Genomic DNA, 19,983 nt, shown 5'->3' with positions numbered 1-19,983 from the left:
GCGACCGTGCCACAGCATGACCTGTTCGGGCTCAGATGGCGCAGTGTTCGACTGCGGCTGACGGTTGTCGGGGTGGCGACCCTCTTCGTGGCCTTGGCGGTCGCCGGCGGTCTGGTGTTGATCGTCGTCTACCGATCGCTGACGGACGCCGCCGATGAAGCGACGTCGACGCGGAGCCAGGAGATCGTCGATGCCCTCGCGCGGGGCGGTATCGGAGCGGTGCCACCGACGGAGCTGGAGCCGACCGACTCGATCGGCGTGGTGCAGGTCCTCGCCCGGGACGGGACCGTCCTCGCGGCCAGTCATGAACGGCAGCGGGTACGTCCGCTGGTGACCCCGGTCGACGCAGGAGTGCGGCGGACCGTGAACGACGCGACATTTCCGGGCGACGGCACCGAGTTCCGCGCCGTCGTCCGGGGTGTGACGACGCCGGACGGGACGGTGCTGAACGTCGTGGTCGGCGCCGGCGAAGGACACCTCCACGCGACGGTGTGGACGGTCTTCGGGGTGTTGTGCGTGGTGTTTCCGAGCATTCTCGTCGTGGCGGCCGTGACGACCTACCAGCTCGTCGGTCGCGCGTTGCGGCCGGTCGAGGCGATTCGCGCCGAGGTCGCGGAGATCTCGCGATCAGGCGTCGCGCGGCGCGTTCCGGTCGCCGACACCGACGACGAGATCGCCACCCTGGCGGTGACGATGAACGAGATGCTGGATGCGCTGGCCTTCGCTCGCGAACAACAGATCAGATTCGTCGGCGACTCCTCACATGAGCTGCGTAGTCCGCTGGTCACGATTCTGGGGTTGCTCGAACTCGCCGTCCGGACAGGTGAACCGATCGACTCCGGGACGGTGTCCACTCTTCTCCTGCCCGAGGCACACCGGTTGCGCGACCTCGTCGACGATCTTCTCCTGCTGGCGCGCGCCGACGAGTACGGACTCCGGCCGTCGCTCGACGAAGTGGATCTCGACGACATCGTCAACGACGAGGTCACCCGTCTCGATCTCACGACCGATCTCGACATCTCGGCGACCGTGCTGCCGGTCCGGGCGATCGGCGATCGTGATCAGCTCGGTCGCGTCGTACGGAATCTGTGCGACAACGCAGTTCGTCACGCCCGTTCCGCGGTTGCGGTGACGATGGCCGTCGAGCCGGATCGGGTGACGGTGAGGGTCGCCGATGACGGGCCCGGCATCCCCGCCGACGATCGTGCGCGTGTATTCGGCCGCTTCGTCCGGCTCGACGATTCACGAGATCGTCGCGGAGGTAGCGGACTCGGGCTCTCGATCGTGGACGAGATCGTTCGTGCGCATCACGGCACCGTCACCGTCTCCGACACCGACGGCGGGGGTTGCTCCATCGAGGTGTCGCTACCGCTCCGGGCGGATCAGGTCGACGGGTCACCGCCGTTGTCGGCGAGTCGGTAACCGGCGCCGCGTACCGTTTCGATGGAGCGGCAGCCGAAGGGCGTGTCGATGTGCCGTCGGAGATAGCCCACGTACACCTCCACGATGTTGTCGTCGCCGCGGTAGTGCTCGTCCCACACGGACTGCAGGATGTCGTCCTTGCTGACCACGTCGCCCTTGTGCCGCATCAGGTATTCGAGGACCGCGAACTCGCGGGCGGTCACGCGAATCGGTGTCTCCCCGCGTCGGACCTCCCGTCTCGCCGGGTCGAGGGAGAGCGAGCCGGCCTGCAGGACGGTGGGTCGTTCCGGGGCGCCGCGTCGTGCGAGCGCACGCAGTCGCGCGGACAGGACGACGAAGGAGAACGGTTTGACCATGTAGTCATCGGCGCCGAGGTCGAAGGCGTCGGCCTCGTCGTACTCGCCGTCCTTGGCGGTCAGCATGAGAACCGGCGTCCACACGCTGCGGTGCCGTAGCTCTCGGACGAGTTCGTAGCCGTTGCGCCCCGGCATCATGATGTCGCTGACGATGACGTCGTAGGTTCGGGCACAGGCGGATTCGACACCCTCCACTCCGTCGGCGGCCGTGTCGACGGCCCAGCCTTCGGCTTGCAGGGTCCGACGCAGGGTCTCGGCCGCCCGCGGATCGTCCTCGACGACCAGTACGCGCATGTGTTCCAGTATCTGCCCGGAGTCGGCGGGGTCGAGGAGATTCACACGTTCGTGCGTGTCAGGACCAGACCGACCTGGCACCGGATTCCCCGGTTCGGAACACGATGTACAGCGAACCGAGCGCCACCACGACCAGTGCGACCCCGAGAGCAACTGCCACTGCCCGCTGCGAGAGCTTGGACGACGCCGGGATTCTCGCGTGAACGGCGGTTGTCACCCGCTCGTTGTGCAGCGCCCACCAGACGACGGCGAGCGCGAACAGCGGCCCCACCCAATAGATCACCTGCTCGCCGAATCCGGCATGGCGTTCGATTGCCGCGCTGGGGCCGACCTGCTCCTCCAGTGATTCCCCGGCACTGGTGGTGAGCGGAAGGGCGATCAGCGCGACGAGAGCCACCAGGGGAGTGAGGGTCCCCAGGCGGGCGCGAGCGGCGGGCCAGCACACCGCGGCGATCGCCATGAGCGCGCTGAGCGGCACCAGCACGACGACGATGTGTACGAGCAGGGGGTGGAGAGGCAATCCGTTGATGGTGTTCACGCAGTGACGGTAGGCCCGCGATGTTGAAGGGCAGCTGAATCTGTCGGGCAGGTCACCTCCGGTGGAATGACCCGTCGTCGCTGCGCGCGACCTGTCCGTGCCGGATGAGGCGCTCGAGATGGAGCCCGGCCGTACGGCGCTCGACCGCGTTGACGAACGGCATCTGCACATGCGGCCGGTACACGAGACGGTACTCGACGATCTCGTCGAGTGGCCGGGGCCGGTCGAGGAACGCCAGCAGGCGTTCCTCACGGCGGTGGATGACGCCCTCGTACGCAGTCAGGCGTTCCCGGAAGTCCTTGGCGCCCTCCACGACTCCCTTCTGATGGAAGGTTCCGTACCAGCGGGCGTCGACCTCGCGGACGCGCGCGAGGGAGGCCAGGTAGTCGTCGACGCTGCTGCCGACGTCGCCGTACATGGGTCCGAAGGACGTGAGGTCGATGTCGGCGATGTAGAAGAAGCCCGTCGGTTCCACGAGTACACCGCAGTGTCCGCGCGTGTGGCCGGGCAGGTGGACGACCGTCGCGGTGAGGTCGCCGAGGTCGAAGACATGACCGTCGCCTACACCCTCTGCCTCCGGGAAGCCGGGCGGGAGCGCGAAGGTGTCCCCGATCTGGGCGTCGACCGCGGCGCGTTCGTCCGGCGTGAGTCCGTAGCCGTCGAGGAGGACCTGAAGTGAGCGGACTCCGCCGACCTCGTCGTGGTGCGCGTACTTGGCGGTGTCGAAGTGGCGCAGTCCGGCGATGTGGTCCTCATGGGCGTGGCTGATCATGACCGCATCCGCGCCGACGGGGTCGTGATCGACGTCGAGGGAGGGATCGAGGACCAGCGTCGCCTCGCTGCCGTGCACGACGACGGTGTTGCCGCGAGGGAACGCTCCGCCGCCGGCCGGCGCCAGCACCGTGACTTCGTCGAAGCGGGTTTCGGTGAAGCTCGGCGCAGTGGTCACCTCGTCTGCCTACCCGCGCGCCGAGCGAACTGTCAACGGTGGTCGCCGCCCGGGCCCTGGCGAATCGACACGAGCCGGAGGACCATCGGTCCATGGCCACGTCACTGGATGAAGTCACGAAGTCTCAGGTGGATCTGCTGCGGTGGACGGACATGCGCCGTCGGGTCCGAGCATTCGTCGACGGCCAGGCGGTCGTCGATTCCGCCGCCCCGATCCAGGTGTGGGAGCCACACCGGGTGGTCGGGTGCTACGCGGTACCGTCCGCCGACATCGAGGGCCTGCTCGAACACCACCGACCGACGATGCCGCCCGCCGAGCACCCGCCGATCCTGACCCCGGCGCATCCGTTCGCGCTGCACACCGCGTCGGGCGCGACGTACGACATCGTTGCCGACGGGCGGATGCTCGCCGGGGCCGCCTTCCGGCTCGACGACCCCGATCTCGCCGACTATGTGCTACTTGACTGGGACGCGTTCGACGAATGGCGTGAGGAGGAACAGACCGTCATGGGGCACGCCCATGACCCGTACCAACGGATCGATTGCCTGCCCACCAGCAGACGCGTCGTCGTACGGATCGGGGACACGGTACTGGCCGAGAGCCGGAATCCCACGCTGCTGCTGGAGACGCACCTGCCGCCGCGGCATTACATCCCGCGGCAGGATGTCCGGATGGACGTTCTCCAGCGCTCCGACACCGTCACCGTGTGCGCCTACAAAGGTCAGGCGACGTACTGGTCGGCACTCGTCGGCGACGAGATCGTCCCCGACATCGCGTGGACCTACACCGATCCGCTGCACGACGCCGAGCCCGTGCGGGACCTCATCTGCTTCTACGACGAGCGGGTCGACCTGGAGATCCGCTGATCACGAGAACGTCGGCGGACCGGCCGGTCGCTTCAACTGGGCGAAGGTCGGGGTCCCCGCGAGGGTGACGAGCGAGGAGTAGAGCGCCTCGGCCTCGTCGCCGGTCGGGAGGTCGGCGAGCACGGGACCGAAGAAGAAGGTGCCGTCGATGCCGAGGATCGGGCTGCCGCCGTCCTCACCGAGAGCATCCTGACCGCGCTGGTGGGATTCACGCACCGCGGTGTCGAACGACTCGTCGTCCATGGCGTCGGCCAGTTCGGCGGGGAGTCCTGCCGCGGTCAGCACCTCGGCGACGACACCGGGTGTCATCTCGTCGCCGGCGTGGTGGATTCGCTTGCCGAGCGCTGTGTAGAGCGGGTCGATCGCGTCTGCGCCGGCTTTCGCGGTCGCAGCTGCGATAACGCGACCCAGACGGCGAGCCGTCTCGAGTCGGCGGTGCTGTTCGTCGGAGTCGGGTTCCTCGTTCTCGTTGAGGATCGCGAGGCTCATGAGATGCCAGTCGACGTCGGCACCGTGGGCGGCCGCGCGGTCACGGAGCCATCGTGACGCCGCCCAGGCGAACGGACACACCGGATCGAAGTAGAAGTCGAAGTGGGTCATGGACGTGCGTGTACCCAGTTCGGCCGGGTTCGATGCGTGCGGCTCAGCGCAGCGAGTAGCGGATCGGCAGGTGCTTGAGTCCGCCGACGAACACGGTCGCGGCCAACTCGGGCTCGCCGGCGAACTCGATCGAGTCCAGACGTGGGATCAGTTCGCTGAACAGGCTTCTCATCTCCATCCGGGCCAGCGCTGCGCCGAGACAGAAATGCACGCCGTAACCGAAGGCCAGGTGTCTGTTCGGGAAGCGCCCGACGTCGAAGGTGAACGGGTCGTCGAAGATCTCTTCGTCCCGGTTTGCCGAAGTGTAAGCGAGATAGACGGATTCGCCCTTGCTGATGGGTACGCCACGCACCGTGGTGTCCGCGGCGGCGGTGCGCATGAACTCCTTGACCGGAGTGGTCCAACGGATCATCTCCTCGACCGCGGTTCCGATGAGGTCGGGCTCGCGGCGGAGACGGTCGAGTTCGCCGGGGTTCTCGATGAGTGCGCGCAGACCTCCGGAGATCGCGTCCTTGGTGGTGTCGTGGCCGGCGCTGGCGACGATCACGTAATAGGAGGCGGTGTCGACGTCGGAGAGAGGCTCACCGTCGATGCGGCCGTTGGCGATTGCCGACGCCAGGTCGCCGGTGGGATTCGCGCGTCGGGAGGCGGTCAGCGTGCTGAAGTAGTTGAAGAAGTCGAGCAGGGTGGCCATCCGCTCCTCGAGCGTGGCGCCGCGCTGGTACTCCTTGTCGTCGGCGCCGAACATCTCCTGGGTGAGCTGGTGCATTCGAGGGAAGTCCTCTTCGGGCAGTCCCAGCAACGACAGGATCACGTACAGCGGGAAGTGGATGGCGATGTCCTCGACGAAGTCACACTCCGGACCGATCTCAACCATCTTGTCGACGTAACGCTTCGCCAGTGCGTCCACCTGTACTTGCAACTCGCGCAACGCGTTCGGCCGGAACCAATCCTGACCGATCGCGCGCACCTTCTTGTGGTGTGGGTCGTCCATGTGGATCAGGGTGCGCAACCCGGCGCCGGACTCGAGCTGCGACCTGGCGAAGTCATCGGCCACGGCGGTTACCAGCACCGGGCGCGGTTCGCTTAGCCACAGGTTGTTGTCGCGCTCGATGTCCATGATGTCGGCGTGCTTGGTGATCGCGTAGAAGGGCCGGTACGGAGCCTTGTCGACGTAGGCGACCGGGTTGTGCGCTCGAAGGTAGGTCATCGCCGCGTGCAGTCGCGGCTCGTCGGCGTAGGCCGTCGGATCGGCGAATACGTTGGCGGCCTCGTCGGTCATGCTCGCGCTCACCGTTGGCGTCCTTCCGTCGAACGGGTGCTTCTCGCTTCGAGTGTCCGATATCGGCGGGTTCCAGATCGGCAGATTGGTGAACCCGATCGATTTACGCTGGACATATGCCTTATCGGGTCCTGGCCGACGGCATCGCGGTCCTGCATCTGATGTTCCTGCTGTACGTCATGTTCGGCGGGTTCATCGCCTGGCGGTGGCCGCGCACCATCGCGCTGCACCTGGTCGCGGTCGGGTGGGGGATGGCGTCGGTGGTCGTCGGTCTGGAGTGCCCGCTCACCGACGCCGAGAACTGGGCGCGGCGTCGGGCCGGGGAGGCCGGATTGCCGCCGACAGGATTCATCGACAACTACCTGACCGGGGTGATCTACCCGGATTCGGCACTCGGGTTGGTTCGTGGGTTGGTCGCTGCACTGGTTGTCGTGTCGTGGGTGGGGTTGTGGTGGCGAGTGCGGACCGGCTCGCGCCGTCGCAGAATCTCGACTTCGGGGTAGGGGCGCCACCTGCAACCGGCGCTAGTGGGGCGAGGTCGCGATCGTGCGGGGCGGGTCAGTCGGTGCCCGGCGGTAGCGCACGCCGAGGCCTCAACAGGGGCAGCATCCACTCGTAGACGGCGTCATCGTTGAGCAAGGTGAAGTGATGGGCGCCGCCGACGTGGAGTCCATCATCGATCTCGAATCCGAGGTGTCGCCTCCGATCTCGACCGCCGCCGCTGTTCGTCATCACCAATCCGTCGCCGACGATGCGGCCGAAGGGGTGGTCGGGTCGCCGGGTCACGGTCGCTGTCACGTAAAGGTGTCGCGCCCCCTGCATGAGCGGCGGATAGTCGACGGCCGGCTGCCTAAAGGCGTCGGGATCGGTGTCGCGCCAATGATCTTCGGCGATCGCCCCGTGGAAGAGATCGCGAACGCCGGCACTGCGACGACCGAGGAGAGTGCCGAACGGGCGGCTGGTCGGCCGCAGGCGCAGGGCAGCAGTCGCCCAGTGAACCCCTCGTGCCAACGGTGCGCCGAGGTGCGGCGTCCCGAGGCATACGGTCTGTCGAACCAGCTTGGGCCAGTACGGGTCGACGGCCTGATGGCACGCACTGCGGATCACCAGGCCGCCCATCGAGTGGCCGATGAGGGTCAGGTCGGTCACCGGTACCGGCCACGACAACACGAGATCGTCGAGTAGCTGGGCGAGACGGCGGCCGTTGTCACTGATGTGTAGTCCCGAGTTGTACCGGATCATGACCTCGGTGCTGCCGAGGTCATCGGCGAGGCGCGCGCCGTAAGTGGGCTTGCCTCCGCGCTCCCACGCGAACTCGGTCTCCATGAGCCCGTGCAGAAACACCGTGAGGTGTCCGGTGGCCCGGGGGAAGGCCGTGGCCAGGTCGCCCGGGGTGATCGGAACGACGGCGCCGTCGACCCGGACGGCGATCTCCGGAGCCAGCGGTGACCGCTCGGCGGTCAGTTGATCACCGATCAACCCGTCGAGGATGCCGATGGCCGTGGCGCCCCGCTTGGTCTCGGACGGAACGCCGGAGTTGTGAACCGTCAGCGACTCGGCGAGGTCGCCGGCCACGTCGACGGTCGATGTGATCGCCGAGTAGACGGACGTGCTGATCGCGTCATGTATCACCTGGGCCGGACGGACCCTCGTTCCCCACGCCACGCGCAGACCGGCGAACACGGTGTCGGCGACGGATGAGTGGACGGCCGCGATGCCCGAGACCGCTTTGTTCAGCTCGTCGCGGCCCAGTGCCGCCAGTGCCGGCAGTTCGCGGGCGGGGGCGGAATCCACAGACATGATTTCAGTGTACGTGTGTCCACTGAAAGCTGGGTCCGGAACGCCGCGGTTTCGGTCACCCGGGACGGTTGAACGGACTGCTGCTCATCCATCCGGCGACGACGGCAAGGCGGGTGAGGCGCGTGCGAGTTCTCCGGGCTCATCCGACTCGATCGTTCTGGCGGTCAGTCCGGGGCGCGACCCACGAATGCGATGGCCTGACATCCCCCGCGGCGCAAAAGCGCGACCTCGACGACACCCGCGCTACTTCCGGCTAGCGCTTCGGGCGGGAAGCGGCGACTCTGGTAGGAGTGGCGCAGATCACAAAATAGAAAGCCATGAGCGGAATGGACTCAACTTTGTTGGCGTTGCATCCTCCGTATGGCTCATACTTGAGCCTGTTGGACTAAAGAGAAAGGTGCACGCGAGTGGACAGCTTCACCCCCACCACGAAGACACAGCAGGCATTGAGCGCTGCTGTGCAGGCGGCGGCCAGTGCTGGCAACCCCGACGTGCGACCGGCCCACATCCTGGTGGCGTTGCTCGATCAGTCCGACGGCATCGCGTCGCCGCTGCTCAAGGCAGTGGGCGTTGACCCGTCGAACATTCGTGCGCAGGCCCAGATGCTGGTCGACCGCATGCCGACGGTGGCCCAGGCCAGTGCCACCCCCCAGCTCTCCCGCGAATCGATCGCGGCGGTCAGCGCAGCTCAGCAACTGGCCGGTGAGCTCGGCGACGAGTACGTCTCGACCGAGCACATCGTCGTCGGTCTGGCGACCGGTGACTCCGATGTCGCCAAGTTGCTGCACAACGCCGGAGCAACCCCGCAGGCCCTGCGCGATGCGTTCGTCGCAGTCCGCGGGAGCAGGCGTGTCACGAGCGAGGACCCGGAGTCGACGTACCAGGCACTCGAGAAGTACTCGACCGACCTGACGGCAGCCGCCCGCGAGGGCAAACTCGACCCGGTCATCGGACGTGACACCGAGATCCGTCGCGTCGTGCAGGTGCTGAGCCGACGGACCAAGAACAACCCGGTCCTCATCGGTGAGCCCGGTGTCGGCAAGACCGCGATCGTCGAGGGCCTCGCCCAGCGTGTCGTCGCCGGTGACGTGCCCGAATCGCTGCGGAACAAGACCGTCATCTCGCTCGACATGGGTTCGATGGTCGCCGGCGCGAAGTATCGCGGTGAGTTCGAGGAGCGGCTGAAGGCCGTGCTCGACGAGATCAAGAACTCCGACGGCCAGATCATCACCTTCATCGATGAGCTGCACACCATCGTCGGAGCCGGTGCGACAGGCGATTCCGCGATGGATGCCGGCAACATGATCAAGCCGATGCTCGCCCGCGGTGAGCTGCGGCTGGTCGGTGCCACGACCCTCGAGGAATACCGCAAGTACATCGAGAAGGACGCCGCGCTCGAGCGTCGCTTCCAGCAGGTGTACGTCGGCGAACCGTCGGTCGAGGACGCCATCGGCATCCTGCGCGGCCTCAAGGACCGGTACGAGTTGCACCACGGTGTGCGCATCACCGACTCCGCATTGGTCGCCGCCGCAACGCTTTCCGATCGTTACATCACCTCGCGCTTCCTGCCCGACAAGGCCATCGACCTCGTCGACGAGGCGGCGTCGCGGCTGCGCATGGAGATCGACTCGCGCCCCGTCGAGATCGACGAGGTCGAGCGCATCGTCCGCCGGCTCGAGGTCGAAGAGGTTGCGCTGCAGAAGGAAACCGACGCGGCGTCGAAGGAACGGCTCGAGAAGTTGCGCGCCGAACTGGCCGATCAGAAGGAGAAGCTCAACGAGCTGTCCGCACGGTGGCAGTCGGAGAAGACGGCCATCGACGCGGTCCGCGACCTCAAGGAAGAGCTGGATCGTCTCCGAGGAGAAGCCGAACGCGCCGAGCGCGACGGTGACCTCGGACGCGCCGCCGAGCTCCGGTACGGCCGAATCCCGGGTCTCGAGAAGGAACTCGAGGCCGCGCTGGAGAAGACCGGTACCGATCCCGGTCAGGACGTGATGTTGCAGGAGGAGGTCGGACCCGACGACGTGGCGCAGGTCGTGTCGGCGTGGACCGGAATCCCGGCCGGACGCATGCTCGAAGGTGAGACCGCCAAGCTGCTGCGCATGGAGGACGAGCTGGGTAGGCGCGTCATCGGGCAGAAGGCTGCGGTCGAGGCCGTCTCCGACGCGGTGCGTCGTGCCCGAGCCGGTGTCGCCGACCCGAACCGGCCGCTGGGTTCGTTCATGTTCCTCGGCCCGACCGGCGTCGGCAAGACCGAGCTGGCCAAGGCGCTCGCCGAGTTCTTGTTCGACGACGAGCGGGCGATGGTCCGTATCGACATGAGCGAGTATGGCGAGAAGCACAGCGTCGCAAGGCTCGTCGGTGCTCCACCCGGCTACGTCGGGTACGAGGCCGGTGGCCAGCTGACCGAAGCGGTGCGGCGTCGGCCGTACACGGTGGTCCTGTTCGACGAGATCGAGAAGGCCCACCCGGACGTGTTCGACGTGCTGCTGCAGGTGCTCGACGAAGGTCGACTCACCGACGGCCAGGGACGGACGGTGGACTTCCGCAACACCATCCTGATCCTGACCTCGAACCTCGGCGCCGGTGGCGACAAGGACCAGGTCATGATGGCGGTGCGCTCGGCGTTCAAGCCCGAGTTCATCAACCGCCTCGACGATGTGGTCATCTTCGACGCCCTGAGCCCCGAAGAGCTGGTGTCGATCGTCGACATCCAGCTCGGACAGCTCAAGAAGCGGCTGGCCCAGCGTCGCCTCGACCTCGAGGTCTCGCCCAAGGCCAAGGAATGGCTGGGCGCACGTGGATTCGATCCGCAGTACGGTGCCCGTCCGCTCCGCCGCCTGGTGCAGCAGTCCATCGGCGACCAGCTCGCCAAGCAGCTGCTCTCCGGCGACATCCGAGACGGCGACGTCGTTCCGGTGAACGTCAGTGCAGACGGCGAGTCACTGGTTCTCGGCTGATCACGAGTGACACGACCAGGGGCCCATCCTTCGGGGTGGGCCCCTTCGTCGTCTGCGGCGGGTGGCGCGGACCGGTCTGGTAGTGGCGACGCGTCGGTGGGGGCGAGTCGACCGCTCGCAACCCCGCGCGTCCTGGCATCATCGCGGACATGAGCAGGATGGACGCCGTCGAGTTGCCGGCCACCGCGCTCGTCGAATTCCTCGAGTCGGCGGCATTCGCGGAGATGCTCGACCCCGAGGACGAGCGTTCCGCGTCACGGGATGCGCGGTCGCGGAGGGCCGAGGTCGTCGACGTCGTGAATGCGATCGACACCAACGCGGGCCGACGGTTCGTCGACCGTGAGCGTGCCGGCGAGGTGATCATCGGCGGTCTGCGCGGAGGCGGTCTCGGGGTGCGGCCGTCTGTAGTCGACGCGGTCCTCGATCTCCTGCGGCCGGTCGGGGTCGCGGCGCCGGGCGCCCCGAACCCCGTGCCCCTCGAAGTCCAGTCCGTACTCGGCGTCTACATCTACGCATTGGTCGATCCGCGTGATGCATCCGTGTTCTACGTGGGTGCGGGTCGCGGCAACCGGGTCCACCAGCACGCCCGCGCGGCGCTGGCCGGTGTCACGCCGGATGCCGGGGAGGTGGTGGGGGACGCCGAGTCGCCGGCGGTCTGGACTGCGACCGAGGAGCGCATCCGGGACATCGATGCCGACGGATTCGGCGTGGAGCACTGGATTCTCCGCCACGGCGACGACGTCGTCGATTCCGCTGAGATGTTGGCGGCGTATGTCCAGCAGTTCACGGTCGAGTTCGCCGGCCTGGCACGACTCCCGCTGACGAACAGTGCGTCGAGCGGCGCGATCCAACTGGACGAGATGGTGCTGCAGCACGCGGCGCCGCTCGCACCTCCGCTGCCCGAGCCGTGCGTGCTGGTGAAGGTCGACGATTCCGCCCGACCAGACGCCGGTGCCGAGCAGATCTATGAGTGGGCGCGCAGTGGATGGCGGGCCGGACCACATCGCACGGTGCCCGATCTCCCGGTCCTGGTGTTCGCCGACGACATCGTCCGCGCGGTGCACCGCGTCGATTACTGGGAGGCGTATCGGGATGCCGACGGCAACCTCGACCCGAAACGGTGGGTCTACACCGGCTCGCCGGATGCCGAGCTGGAGGCGCGGTACGTCGGTACGAGTCTGCGCGAGGTGCGCGAGCGTCGCGGCGGGAAGTGGAACCACAACGGATGGCACCCGTACGGACAGGTGTGACCGGTCCCGGTGACCGGCTCCTCGACGAGAAACGCCCCTGAGGACAACCCTCCAGAGGTTCGCGGACGACACTGTGTCGCCGGCGGTCCCGTGGAGGGGGTGTTTCAGGGGCGTTTCTCAGGGGTGCTTTACAAGGGGGGGCGAGCGAGGCGGCGGAACCCTAGCCGGTGGCAGCCAAGCCCGGCACGGTCTGACGCAGCCGGATGAGACCGTCGCGAATACGTGACTTGACCGTGGGAAGCGCGACCCCGAGGTGCTCGGCGACCTCGCGGTAGGTGAGTCCGTGGAAGTAGGCCAGTTCGATGGCCTGGCGCTGGATGGGGGTGAGGCTCTCGAGGCCGGTGTGGATCAGGCGAGCGATCTCTCGTCGCTCCACCGACTCACTGACCTCGTCGATCTCTCGGCTCGTGTCGGCGATGCCGTAGGCGACGGTGCGTCGGGTCGCGGCGGACTCCGACCGAACGCGGTCGACGGCCCGGCGGTGAGCCAGGGTCAGAATCCAGGAGAGTGCCGAACCGGAGCGGGGGTCGTAGGTCTCGGCGTTGCGCCAGACGGCCAGGAAGGTCTCCTGCGTCGCTTCCTCGCTGTAACCGGGATCGCGCAACACGCGGAGTGTCATGCCGTACACCCGGTCACAGGTTGCGTCGTAGAACTGGGCGAAAGCGTCCATGTCCCCGGTCGCCACGCGGGCAAGGAGGTTGTTCAGGTCGGATTCATGCATCACGAAACTCCTTGGCGCAGATGTGTTGTCTCGCTTCCGAAGCGGGATTCGGCGTCGGTGCCGGAGTGCTCTCGGTGCGATGTGACCAACGCTATGCGGGCAGCGGCGAGAAGTGACCATCGAGAGACACAACGGGATGCTTTCGCAATCTTTGGTAACGGAACGATAACGGCGGCCATCTGTCGTAGCCGTGCCGTAGCCTCCTCGCCACGAAGGGAGACGTATGTCCGCAGACACGATAGAGGGACCAGACGGTCGGCTGCGTTGCTTCTGGGCGGGCCGCGAGCCGGAAACCGCCTATCACGACACCGAATGGGGATTCCCGACCACCGACGATACGTCGTTGTTCGAGCGGGTGTGCCTCGAAGGCTTCCAGTCGGGCCTCAGCTGGCGCACGATCCTGATGAAACGGGAGAACTTCCGCGCGGCCTTCGCCGGCTTCGACGTGGAGAAGGTCGCGCGCTACACCGACGCCGACGTCACGCGCCTGCTGGACGACGCGGGCATCATCCGGCATCGCGGAAAGATCGAAGCGGCGGTCAACAACGCGCAGCGGGCCGTCGAGCTCATCGACGAGTTCGGCTCGCTCGAGTCGTACTTCTGGGGATATGCGCCCGCCGATGATCACGTGCCGAACTCGATGACGACGTCACCCGAGTCGGTCGCGATGTCGAAAGACCTCAAGAAGCGCGGATGGCGTTTCGTGGGGCCGACCACGATGTTCGCCCTCATGCAGGCGACCGGGATCGTCAACGACCACGCCTACGAATGCGTCATTCGGGACGAGGTGGCCGCGGCACTTCGGCAGCGATTGTAGACAATCACACAATGTGCCATCATCCGGAGCATGAACGCCCAGATCGGCATCGGGATGGTGTGCCCGTTCGACATGGCTCTCGACCGGGAGTTGTGGCGCTGGATGCCGGACTCGGTCTCGCTGTACTTCACGCGGACCGGTTACATCGATGCTCCCGTCGACGTCGAACTGTGCCGCGATCTGAACAATCACGCGGAGATCTCGGCAGCGGTCAGGGCAGTCTCGTCGGTCGGGCCGCGAACGTTCGGTTACGCGTGTGCATCGGGCAGCTTCGTCTACGGGATGGCGGGCGCGGTGGAGATCTCCAACTGCATGCTCGCCGCGGGCGCGGAGCGCGCGGTCACGACGTCAGAGGCCTTGATCCGGGCGCTGGACATGCTGAACGTGGGGACGCTCGCCGTCGCCACGCCGTACACAGCCGCGCTCACCGGACTCCTCTGCGACTTCCTCGCGGAGTCCGGCAGGAGCGTCGTGGCCCAGGCCGGTCTCGGTCGCGATCGCGAGATCTGGACCATCCCGTACCGCGTGACCGCGGATCTCATCCGCGCCGCGAATCATCCCGATGCCGACGCCGTCTTCGTCTCCTGTACCAACCTGTGGACCTACGACATCCTGGCCGACCTGGAGGCGGAGCTCGGCAAGCCGGTTCTCTCCGCCAACCAGGTGACCGCGTGGGCGACGCTGTGCGACGCCGGCGTGTTCGGCGGCGAGATCACCCCGGTGGGCTGGCCGACAACCCATGCGCAATCGCTGTTCGCCCGTAGCATTGCCGCATGACCTCTGACGCCGCGACGTTCGGCGAGGCGGGTACCGCCAAGTACGTGAACCTGACGACCTATCGCAAGGACGGCACTCCGGTCGCGACACCGGTGTGGGCGGTACTCGACGGAGCCCGATTGCTCGTGTGGACCGAAACCGAAGCATGGAAGGTCAAGCGGATCAGGCGGAATCCGAAGGTCCTGGTCCAGGCCACGGATGCGCGGGGCAAGAAGCTGTCCGGCGAGCCGGTCGCCGGCACCGCGGTTGTGCTCGACGCCGAGGGCACCGCACACGTTCGCAAGAAGCTCGGCGAGAAGTACGGGCTGCTCGCGCGGGTACTGATCTTCGCCAGCAAGGTGCGTCGTGGAGAAAGCGGCACCATCGGGATCGCGATCACGGCGACATAGCGGGACCCCCGGTCAGTACGACCGGTGACAAGGGGTCGTCAAGAACTGCCGGCGGCCCGTAAGAACGGCGTTAAGAACTCTCCGGTGCCCCGCGGGGCGCGTGATCCTTCGGTGTGCCCACCGCACGGTGGGCCATCGGTGCGATCAGAGAGTGAGTCATCGTGGCGGATGTGCTGTTCCTGCTGCTTGCCATCGCAGGGTTCGGTCTGTGCGTACTTGCCGTTCGCGGCCTCGATCTGCGGATCAAGTCGTGACCGCGGCCGGGGTGACCAACGTCGTACTCCTCGTGCTCGCGGCGGCGGCGATGGTGTACCTTCTCCTGGCTCTCGTGTTCCCGGAGAGGTTCTGAGAAACGATGGGCACAGTTGCTGCCGGCCTCCTGCAGTTCGGAGCGCTCATCGTGATCCTGGTCGCCGTCTACGTGCCGCTGGGCGACCACATGGCGCGTGTGTACACCGGGCAACGAGACCTCGGCGTCGAGCGCATCCTCTATCGACTGGCCCGTGTCGATCCGCGTAGGCAACAGTCCTGGTTGGGGTATGACCTTGCCGTACTGGGGTTCTCGGCGGTCTGCTTCGCGGTCCTCTACGCGGTCCAGAGGCTCCAGGGAATCCTCCCGTTCTCCGACGGCAAGGCCGGCGTCTCGCCGGCAACGGCGTTCAACACCGCGATCTCCTTCGTCACCAACACCAACTGGCAGTCGTACTCACCTGAGCTCGTGATGACCAACCTGACCCAGATGGCAGGACTGGCGGTGCAGAACTTCGTCTCCGCGGCGGTCGGGATGGCCGTCGCCATCGCGCTCGTCCGCGGGATCGTCAACCGTGGGGCCACCGGCGAGATCGGGAACTTCTGGGTTGATCTCGTGCGCGGCGTGGTCCGGATTCTGTTGCCGCTGAGCATCATCGTGGCGACGCTGCTGCTGAGTCAGGGGGTCGTGCAGTCCTGGCACAGCGGATTCACGTGGACGACGCTCGACGGTGCGGAGGTGCACAGTGTGGTCGGTCCGTTCGCTTCGCAGGAGGCGATCAAGGAACTCGGCACCAACGGCGGCGGGACGTTGTCGGCGAACTCGGCGCACCCGTTCTCCAATCCCACACCGTTCTCGAATCTGGTCGAGATCTTCGCGCTGCTGGTGATCCCGGTCTGCCTCACCCGGACCTACGGGACCCTCGTCCGAGACCGGCGCCAGGGACTGACTCTTCTCGCCGTGATGGCGGGGATCTGGGCGATCATGCTTACCGTCGTATGGATCTTCGAGAGTCATGCGTCCGGGTCGGCAGCTCGGGCGGCGGGCGCCATGATGGAAGGCAAAGAGGTGCGCTTCGGGATTCCGGGTTCGGCGCTGTTCGCGGTGTCGACGACCGGGACCTCTACCGGTGCAGTCAATGCCGCGCACGACAGCTTCTCCGCGGCCGGCGGGGGTGCGGTCCTGTGGAACATGCTTCTCGGCGAGGTCGCGCCCGGTGGGGTCGGTTCGGGACTGTACGGAATCCTGATGATGGCGGTGATCACCGTCTTCGTCGGCGGGCTACTGGTCGGCAGGTCGCCGACGTTCCTCGGCAAGCGGATCGGACAGCCGGAGATGACCATGGCGGCGCTCTATGTCCTCGTCATGCCGGCACTCGTGCTGGCCGGCACGGCGATCTCGGTGATCCTGGCGTCGACCACGGAGGCGCAGGGGAACGGAGGCGAGCCGGGAACACCCGGTGCGATCCACGGTTTCGGTGAGGTGCTCTACGCCTACGCGTCGGCGGCCAACAACAACGGCAGTGCCTTCGGTGGGCTCGCGGTGACCGGTGACTGGTTCCAGTCCTCTCTGGGCATGGCGATGCTGCTGGGTCGGTTCGTGCCGATCGTGCTCGTGCTCGCACTCGCGGGCCTTCTCGCCCGGCAGCGTCCGCGCGGCACGGCCGACGAGGGCGCAGCCGAGAGCACCGGCATCATCGGTGCCCGCCCGACCGGACCGGTGGGACCCGGTCACGGGCGCGCCGTCCTGGAGGCCGCGTCGGCCCGTCCGGTGGCACGACCGGAGGTTCTCTCCGCCCTGCCCACCCACGGTCTTCTCTACGGAACGCTGCTCATGGCGACCATCGTGCTGGTCGCCGGACTCACCTTCTTCCCGGCCATGGCGCTGGGACCCATCGCGGAGGCGCTGCTGTGACCACACCCCTGATCGACACCGCCCCGGACGCCTCCCACGCCGAACCTGCCGCGGGCGACGAGCCGGAACTGTTGTCCCGCGGCGCTTTCGACGTCCGCTCGCTCGTGACGTCGATGCCGATGGCCCTGCGAAAGCTGAACCCTCGCGATCAGGCCCGCAACCCGGTGATGTTCGTGGTGTTCCTCGGCGCTGTCGTCACCACCGCCCTGGCGGTCCTTCGTCCGTCCTGGTTCGCCTGGACCGTGGCGGCCTGGTTGTGGTTCACCGTCGTGTTCGCCGCTCTCGCCGAGGCGGTCGCCGAGGGGAGAGGGCGGGCGCAGGCCGAGAGTCTGCGAAAGATCAAGCGTGACACCGTGGCCCGTCGACTACGAGCTGACGGTGGCTTCGACGAGGTCCTCGGTGGTGCGCTGCGGGTCGGCGACCTCATCGTCGTGGAGGCGGGCGAGGTCATCGCCGGCGACGGAGATGTGGTCGACGGCATCGCGACCGTCGACGAGTCGGCGATCACCGGCGAATCGGCTCCCGTCGTGCGGGAATCCGGGGGAGACCGGTCCGCGGTCACCGGCGGCACCGTCGTCCTCTCCGACCGGATCGTCGTCAAGATCACGACGGCACCGGGTGAGACCTTCGTCGACCGCATGATCGCGCTGGTCGAAGGCGCGGACCGCAAGAAGACGCCCAACGAGATCGCGCTCGACATCCTGTTGACGAGCCTGACGATCATCTTCCTGCTGGCGGTGGTGGCGATCGGGCCCATGCAGGAGTACGCCGGCCGGTCGCCGGATCCCGTCGAGTTGATCGCACTGCTGGTGTGCCTCATCCCGACCACCATCGGCGCCCTGCTCAGCTCGATCGGAATCGCGGGGATGGATCGGCTCGTCCAGCGCAACGTACTTGCGATGTCCGGCCGGGCGGTGGAGGCCGCCGGCGACATCGACACCTTGCTGATGGACAAGACCGGGACAATCACCTACGGCAACCGCCGGGCCACCGCCCTGCACCCGGCGCCGGGCGTGTCCGTCGACGAACTGGCGCGGGTGGCCTCGGAGTGCAGTCTCGCCGACGACACTCCCGAGGGACGGAGCATCGTCGAACTGTGCCGGACCTCGTACGGGGTGGAACCGGTCGCGGAGGCCCCGACCGTCGGCTCGACGCGCCGCGAGGTGGTCGCCTTCACCGCCCAGACCCGCATGAGCGGCGTCGACCTGCACGGGGCCGACCTGCACGACGCCGACGCGGTGGTCGTGTACCGCAAGGGAGCTGCCGACGCACTCGGACGGTGGGTCGCCGAGTCGGCGGGAACCGTGGAACCGGCGGTCCTCGCGGACGTGGAGCGCATTTCCACCGACGGCGGTACACCGCTCCTGGTCGGCGTGCACGAGGCGGGCCGGCCCGCCCGCGTGCTCGGAGTGATCGCGTTGTCCGACGTCGTGAAGCCGGGGATGACCGCGCGATTCGCCCAGTTGCGCTCGATGGGTATCCGCACGGTCATGGTCACCGGCGACAACCCGCTCACCGCCCGTGCCATCGCGGCCGAGGCCGGGGTCGACGACTTCGTCGCCGAGGCCACCCCCGAGGAGAAGCTCGCACTCATCCGTTCCGAGCAGCAGGCCGGGCGCCTCGTCGCGATGACCGGGGATGGAACCAACGACGCACCCGCGCTCGCGCAGGCCGACGTCGGGCTGGCGATGAACACGGGGACCTCGGCGGCCAAGGAGGCCGGCAACATGGTCGACCTCGACTCCGACCCGACCAAGCTCATCGAGGTGGTCGCGATCGGCAAGCAGCTGCTCATCACCCGCGGGGCTCTCACCACCTTCTCGCTCGCCAACGACCTCGCGAAGTACTTCGCGATCCTCCCGGCGATGTTCGCCGCGGTCCATCCGCAGCTCGAGGCCCTCAACGTCATGGGTCTGCATTCGGCGGAGTCGGCCATGGTCTCCGCGGTGATCTTCAATGCGCTGATCATCGTCGCGCTCATCCCGCTCTCGTTGCGGGGAGTGCGTTACCGCCCGTCGTCGGCATCGAAGCTGTTGGGCCGCAACCTGATCGTGTACGGGCTCGGCGGGGTGGTCGCACCCTTCGTCGGCATCTGGCTGATCGATCTCGTCGTCCGTTTCGTTCCGGGAATGGGGTGAGCACGATGACCACGATCGCGACCGGTCTCCTCCGGCAGTGCGGCGCCGCACTGGGGATGCTCCTCGGACTGACACTCATCCTCGGGTTCGCCTATCCCGCCGCGGTGTGGGCGATCTCGCGGGTGGACTCGTCGAGTGCGGAGGGCTCACGTCTGGTCGACGCCTCCGGGTGTGCGGTGGGCTCCTCGCTCATCGGAGTCGATCCGCAGGTCGAGGCCGGCGGACCGGACCCGTACCTCCACGCGCGTGTCCTCGGTGCCGAGGGCGCGCCGATGGCCACCGGCGATCCGTCCGCATCGTCGGCGAGCAATCAGGGGCCGAACAGCGTCATCCTCCTCGACAACGTCGAGGCCCGGCGTGCGCTGATCGCCGAGCGGGAAGGAGTGTCACCGCAGGCGGTTCCGGCCGATGCCGTCACCGGATCGGGGTCGGGACTCGACCCCCACATCAGTCCGGCATATGCCGCACTTCAGGTGCCGCGACTGGCACGCGAGAACCGTCGCCCGCCGGAGGAGATACGGTCGCTGATCGCCGCCCACACCCAGGGCAGACAGTGGGGGTTCCTCGGTGAGCCGCGGGTCGACGTCCTCGAGGTGAACCTGGCGCTCGGTCACGGGCCGGCCACGTGTCACACCCGTTGACCGGCGATAGAATCGGCGG

19 protein-coding genes are annotated in these 19,983 nt (G+C 67.3%); 12 read left to right on the top strand and 7 right to left on the bottom strand.

Going from position 1 to position 19,983, the window contains the following annotated elements:
- Positions 1-72: 72 nt before the first annotated feature.
- A complete protein-coding gene (locus PWF70_RS20425; RefSeq protein ID WP_230461839.1) occupies positions 73-1,422 on the top strand; it encodes a sensor histidine kinase in 1,350 nt (449 codons plus the stop codon).
- On the opposite strand, the gene PWF70_RS20420 is transcribed toward PWF70_RS20425, so the two are convergent.
- Genes PWF70_RS20420 through PWF70_RS20410 form a run of 3 tightly spaced genes read right to left on the bottom strand, consistent with a single transcriptional unit; the run spans position 1,383 to position 3,559 of the window.
- Positions 1,383-2,072 (bottom strand): response regulator transcription factor, encoded by a 690-nt coding sequence (locus PWF70_RS20420; RefSeq protein WP_035754655.1) that lies wholly within the window; start codon positions 2,070-2,072, stop codon positions 1,383-1,385. The two genes, PWF70_RS20425 and PWF70_RS20420, sit on opposite strands and share 40 nt — an antisense overlap.
- A 58-nt stretch (positions 2,073-2,130) precedes the next feature.
- A complete protein-coding gene (locus tag PWF70_RS20415) occupies positions 2,131-2,610 on the bottom strand; it encodes a DUF2231 domain-containing protein (RefSeq protein ID WP_286352761.1) in 480 nt (159 codons plus the stop codon).
- 52 nt (positions 2,611-2,662) lie between these two features.
- Positions 2,663-3,559, bottom strand: coding sequence for an MBL fold metallo-hydrolase (locus tag PWF70_RS20410; RefSeq protein ID WP_035754517.1), 897 nt, complete (start codon positions 3,557-3,559; stop codon positions 2,663-2,665).
- Between the two features lie 92 nt (positions 3,560-3,651).
- Here PWF70_RS20410 and PWF70_RS20405 point away from each other — a divergent pair, with 92 nt between their 5' ends.
- Positions 3,652-4,425, top strand: a complete 774-nt coding sequence (locus tag PWF70_RS20405) for a DUF427 domain-containing protein (RefSeq protein WP_035754519.1) — start codon at positions 3,652-3,654, stop codon at positions 4,423-4,425.
- On the opposite strand, the gene PWF70_RS20400 is transcribed toward PWF70_RS20405, so the two are convergent.
- Together PWF70_RS20400 and PWF70_RS20395 are read right to left on the bottom strand one after the other, a co-directional pair.
- On the bottom strand, positions 4,426-5,025 hold the full coding sequence (locus PWF70_RS20400) for a mycothiol-dependent nitroreductase Rv2466c family protein (protein ID WP_006359801.1): 600 nt from the start codon (positions 5,023-5,025) through the stop codon (positions 4,426-4,428). It abuts the gene before it with no gap.
- Between the two features lie 43 nt (positions 5,026-5,068).
- Positions 5,069-6,307, bottom strand: coding sequence for a cytochrome P450 (locus tag PWF70_RS20395; RefSeq protein ID WP_006359802.1), 1,239 nt, complete (start codon positions 6,305-6,307; stop codon positions 5,069-5,071).
- A gap of 116 nt (positions 6,308-6,423) precedes the next feature.
- Here PWF70_RS20395 and PWF70_RS20390 point away from each other — a divergent pair, with 116 nt between their 5' ends.
- Complete coding sequence (locus PWF70_RS20390) at positions 6,424-6,810, top strand: DUF2784 domain-containing protein (protein WP_006359803.1); 387 nt, start codon at positions 6,424-6,426, stop codon at positions 6,808-6,810.
- A gap of 55 nt (positions 6,811-6,865) precedes the next feature.
- Here the strand turns inward: PWF70_RS20390 and PWF70_RS20385 are convergent, their stop codons facing one another.
- On the bottom strand, positions 6,866-8,107 hold the full coding sequence (locus PWF70_RS20385) for an esterase/lipase family protein (RefSeq protein ID WP_035754521.1): 1,242 nt from the start codon (positions 8,105-8,107) through the stop codon (positions 6,866-6,868).
- Positions 8,108-8,514: 407 nt separating this feature from the next.
- Here PWF70_RS20385 and clpB point away from each other — a divergent pair, with 407 nt between their 5' ends.
- A complete protein-coding gene (gene clpB, locus PWF70_RS20380; protein ID WP_006359805.1) occupies positions 8,515-11,067 on the top strand; it encodes an ATP-dependent chaperone ClpB in 2,553 nt (850 codons plus the stop codon).
- Positions 11,068-11,225: 158 nt separating this feature from the next.
- A complete protein-coding gene (locus PWF70_RS20375; RefSeq protein ID WP_006359806.1) occupies positions 11,226-12,317 on the top strand; it encodes a GIY-YIG nuclease family protein in 1,092 nt (363 codons plus the stop codon).
- A 160-nt stretch (positions 12,318-12,477) separates the two neighbouring features.
- Here PWF70_RS20375 and sigK read toward each other — a convergent pair whose 3' ends face one another.
- Positions 12,478-13,038 (bottom strand): ECF RNA polymerase sigma factor SigK, encoded by a 561-nt coding sequence (gene sigK, locus PWF70_RS20370; RefSeq protein WP_006359807.1) that lies wholly within the window; start codon positions 13,036-13,038, stop codon positions 12,478-12,480.
- Positions 13,039-13,261: 223 nt separating this feature from the next.
- Between sigK and PWF70_RS20365 the strand changes: the two genes are divergently transcribed.
- The 7 genes from PWF70_RS20365 to PWF70_RS20335 all read left to right on the top strand — a co-directional run bounded on the left by PWF70_RS20365 (position 13,262) and on the right by PWF70_RS20335 (position 19,964).
- Positions 13,262-13,855, top strand: coding sequence for a DNA-3-methyladenine glycosylase I (locus PWF70_RS20365; protein WP_006359808.1), 594 nt, complete (start codon positions 13,262-13,264; stop codon positions 13,853-13,855).
- A gap of 30 nt (positions 13,856-13,885) precedes the next feature.
- Entirely contained in the window at positions 13,886-14,632 is a 747-nt protein-coding gene (locus PWF70_RS20360; protein WP_006359809.1) for a maleate cis-trans isomerase family protein, read from the top strand.
- Positions 14,629-15,021: a PPOX class F420-dependent oxidoreductase gene (locus tag PWF70_RS20355; protein ID WP_006359810.1), complete on the top strand. Its 393-nt coding sequence runs from the start codon at positions 14,629-14,631 to the stop codon at positions 15,019-15,021. The genes PWF70_RS20360 and PWF70_RS20355 overlap by 4 nt, the downstream gene beginning before the upstream one ends.
- Positions 15,022-15,271: 250 nt before the next feature.
- Positions 15,272-15,370 carry a potassium-transporting ATPase subunit F gene (locus tag PWF70_RS20350; RefSeq protein ID WP_081474355.1) on the top strand — a complete coding sequence of 33 codons (99 nt, stop codon included), beginning with the start codon at positions 15,272-15,274 and terminating at the stop codon, positions 15,368-15,370.
- Positions 15,371-15,376: 6 nt separating this feature from the next.
- A complete protein-coding gene (gene kdpA / locus PWF70_RS20345; RefSeq protein WP_286352760.1) occupies positions 15,377-17,185 on the top strand; it encodes a potassium-transporting ATPase subunit KdpA in 1,809 nt (602 codons plus the stop codon).
- Positions 17,182-19,323: a potassium-transporting ATPase subunit KdpB gene (kdpB, locus tag PWF70_RS20340; protein WP_006359812.1), complete on the top strand. Its 2,142-nt coding sequence runs from the start codon at positions 17,182-17,184 to the stop codon at positions 19,321-19,323. The genes kdpA and kdpB overlap by 4 nt, the downstream gene beginning before the upstream one ends.
- Before the next feature lie 5 nt (positions 19,324-19,328).
- Positions 19,329-19,964 (top strand): potassium-transporting ATPase subunit C, encoded by a 636-nt coding sequence (locus tag PWF70_RS20335; RefSeq protein ID WP_006359813.1) that lies wholly within the window; start codon positions 19,329-19,331, stop codon positions 19,962-19,964.
- Positions 19,965-19,983: the final 19 nt, after the last annotated feature.

It is taken from the genome of Gordonia sp. Swx-4 (assembly GCF_030316175.1).
GTDB classification, from domain to species: Bacteria; Actinomycetota; Actinomycetes; order Mycobacteriales; family Mycobacteriaceae; genus Gordonia; species Gordonia alkanivorans.
This window is presented reverse-complemented; position numbering and strand designations above follow the sequence as displayed.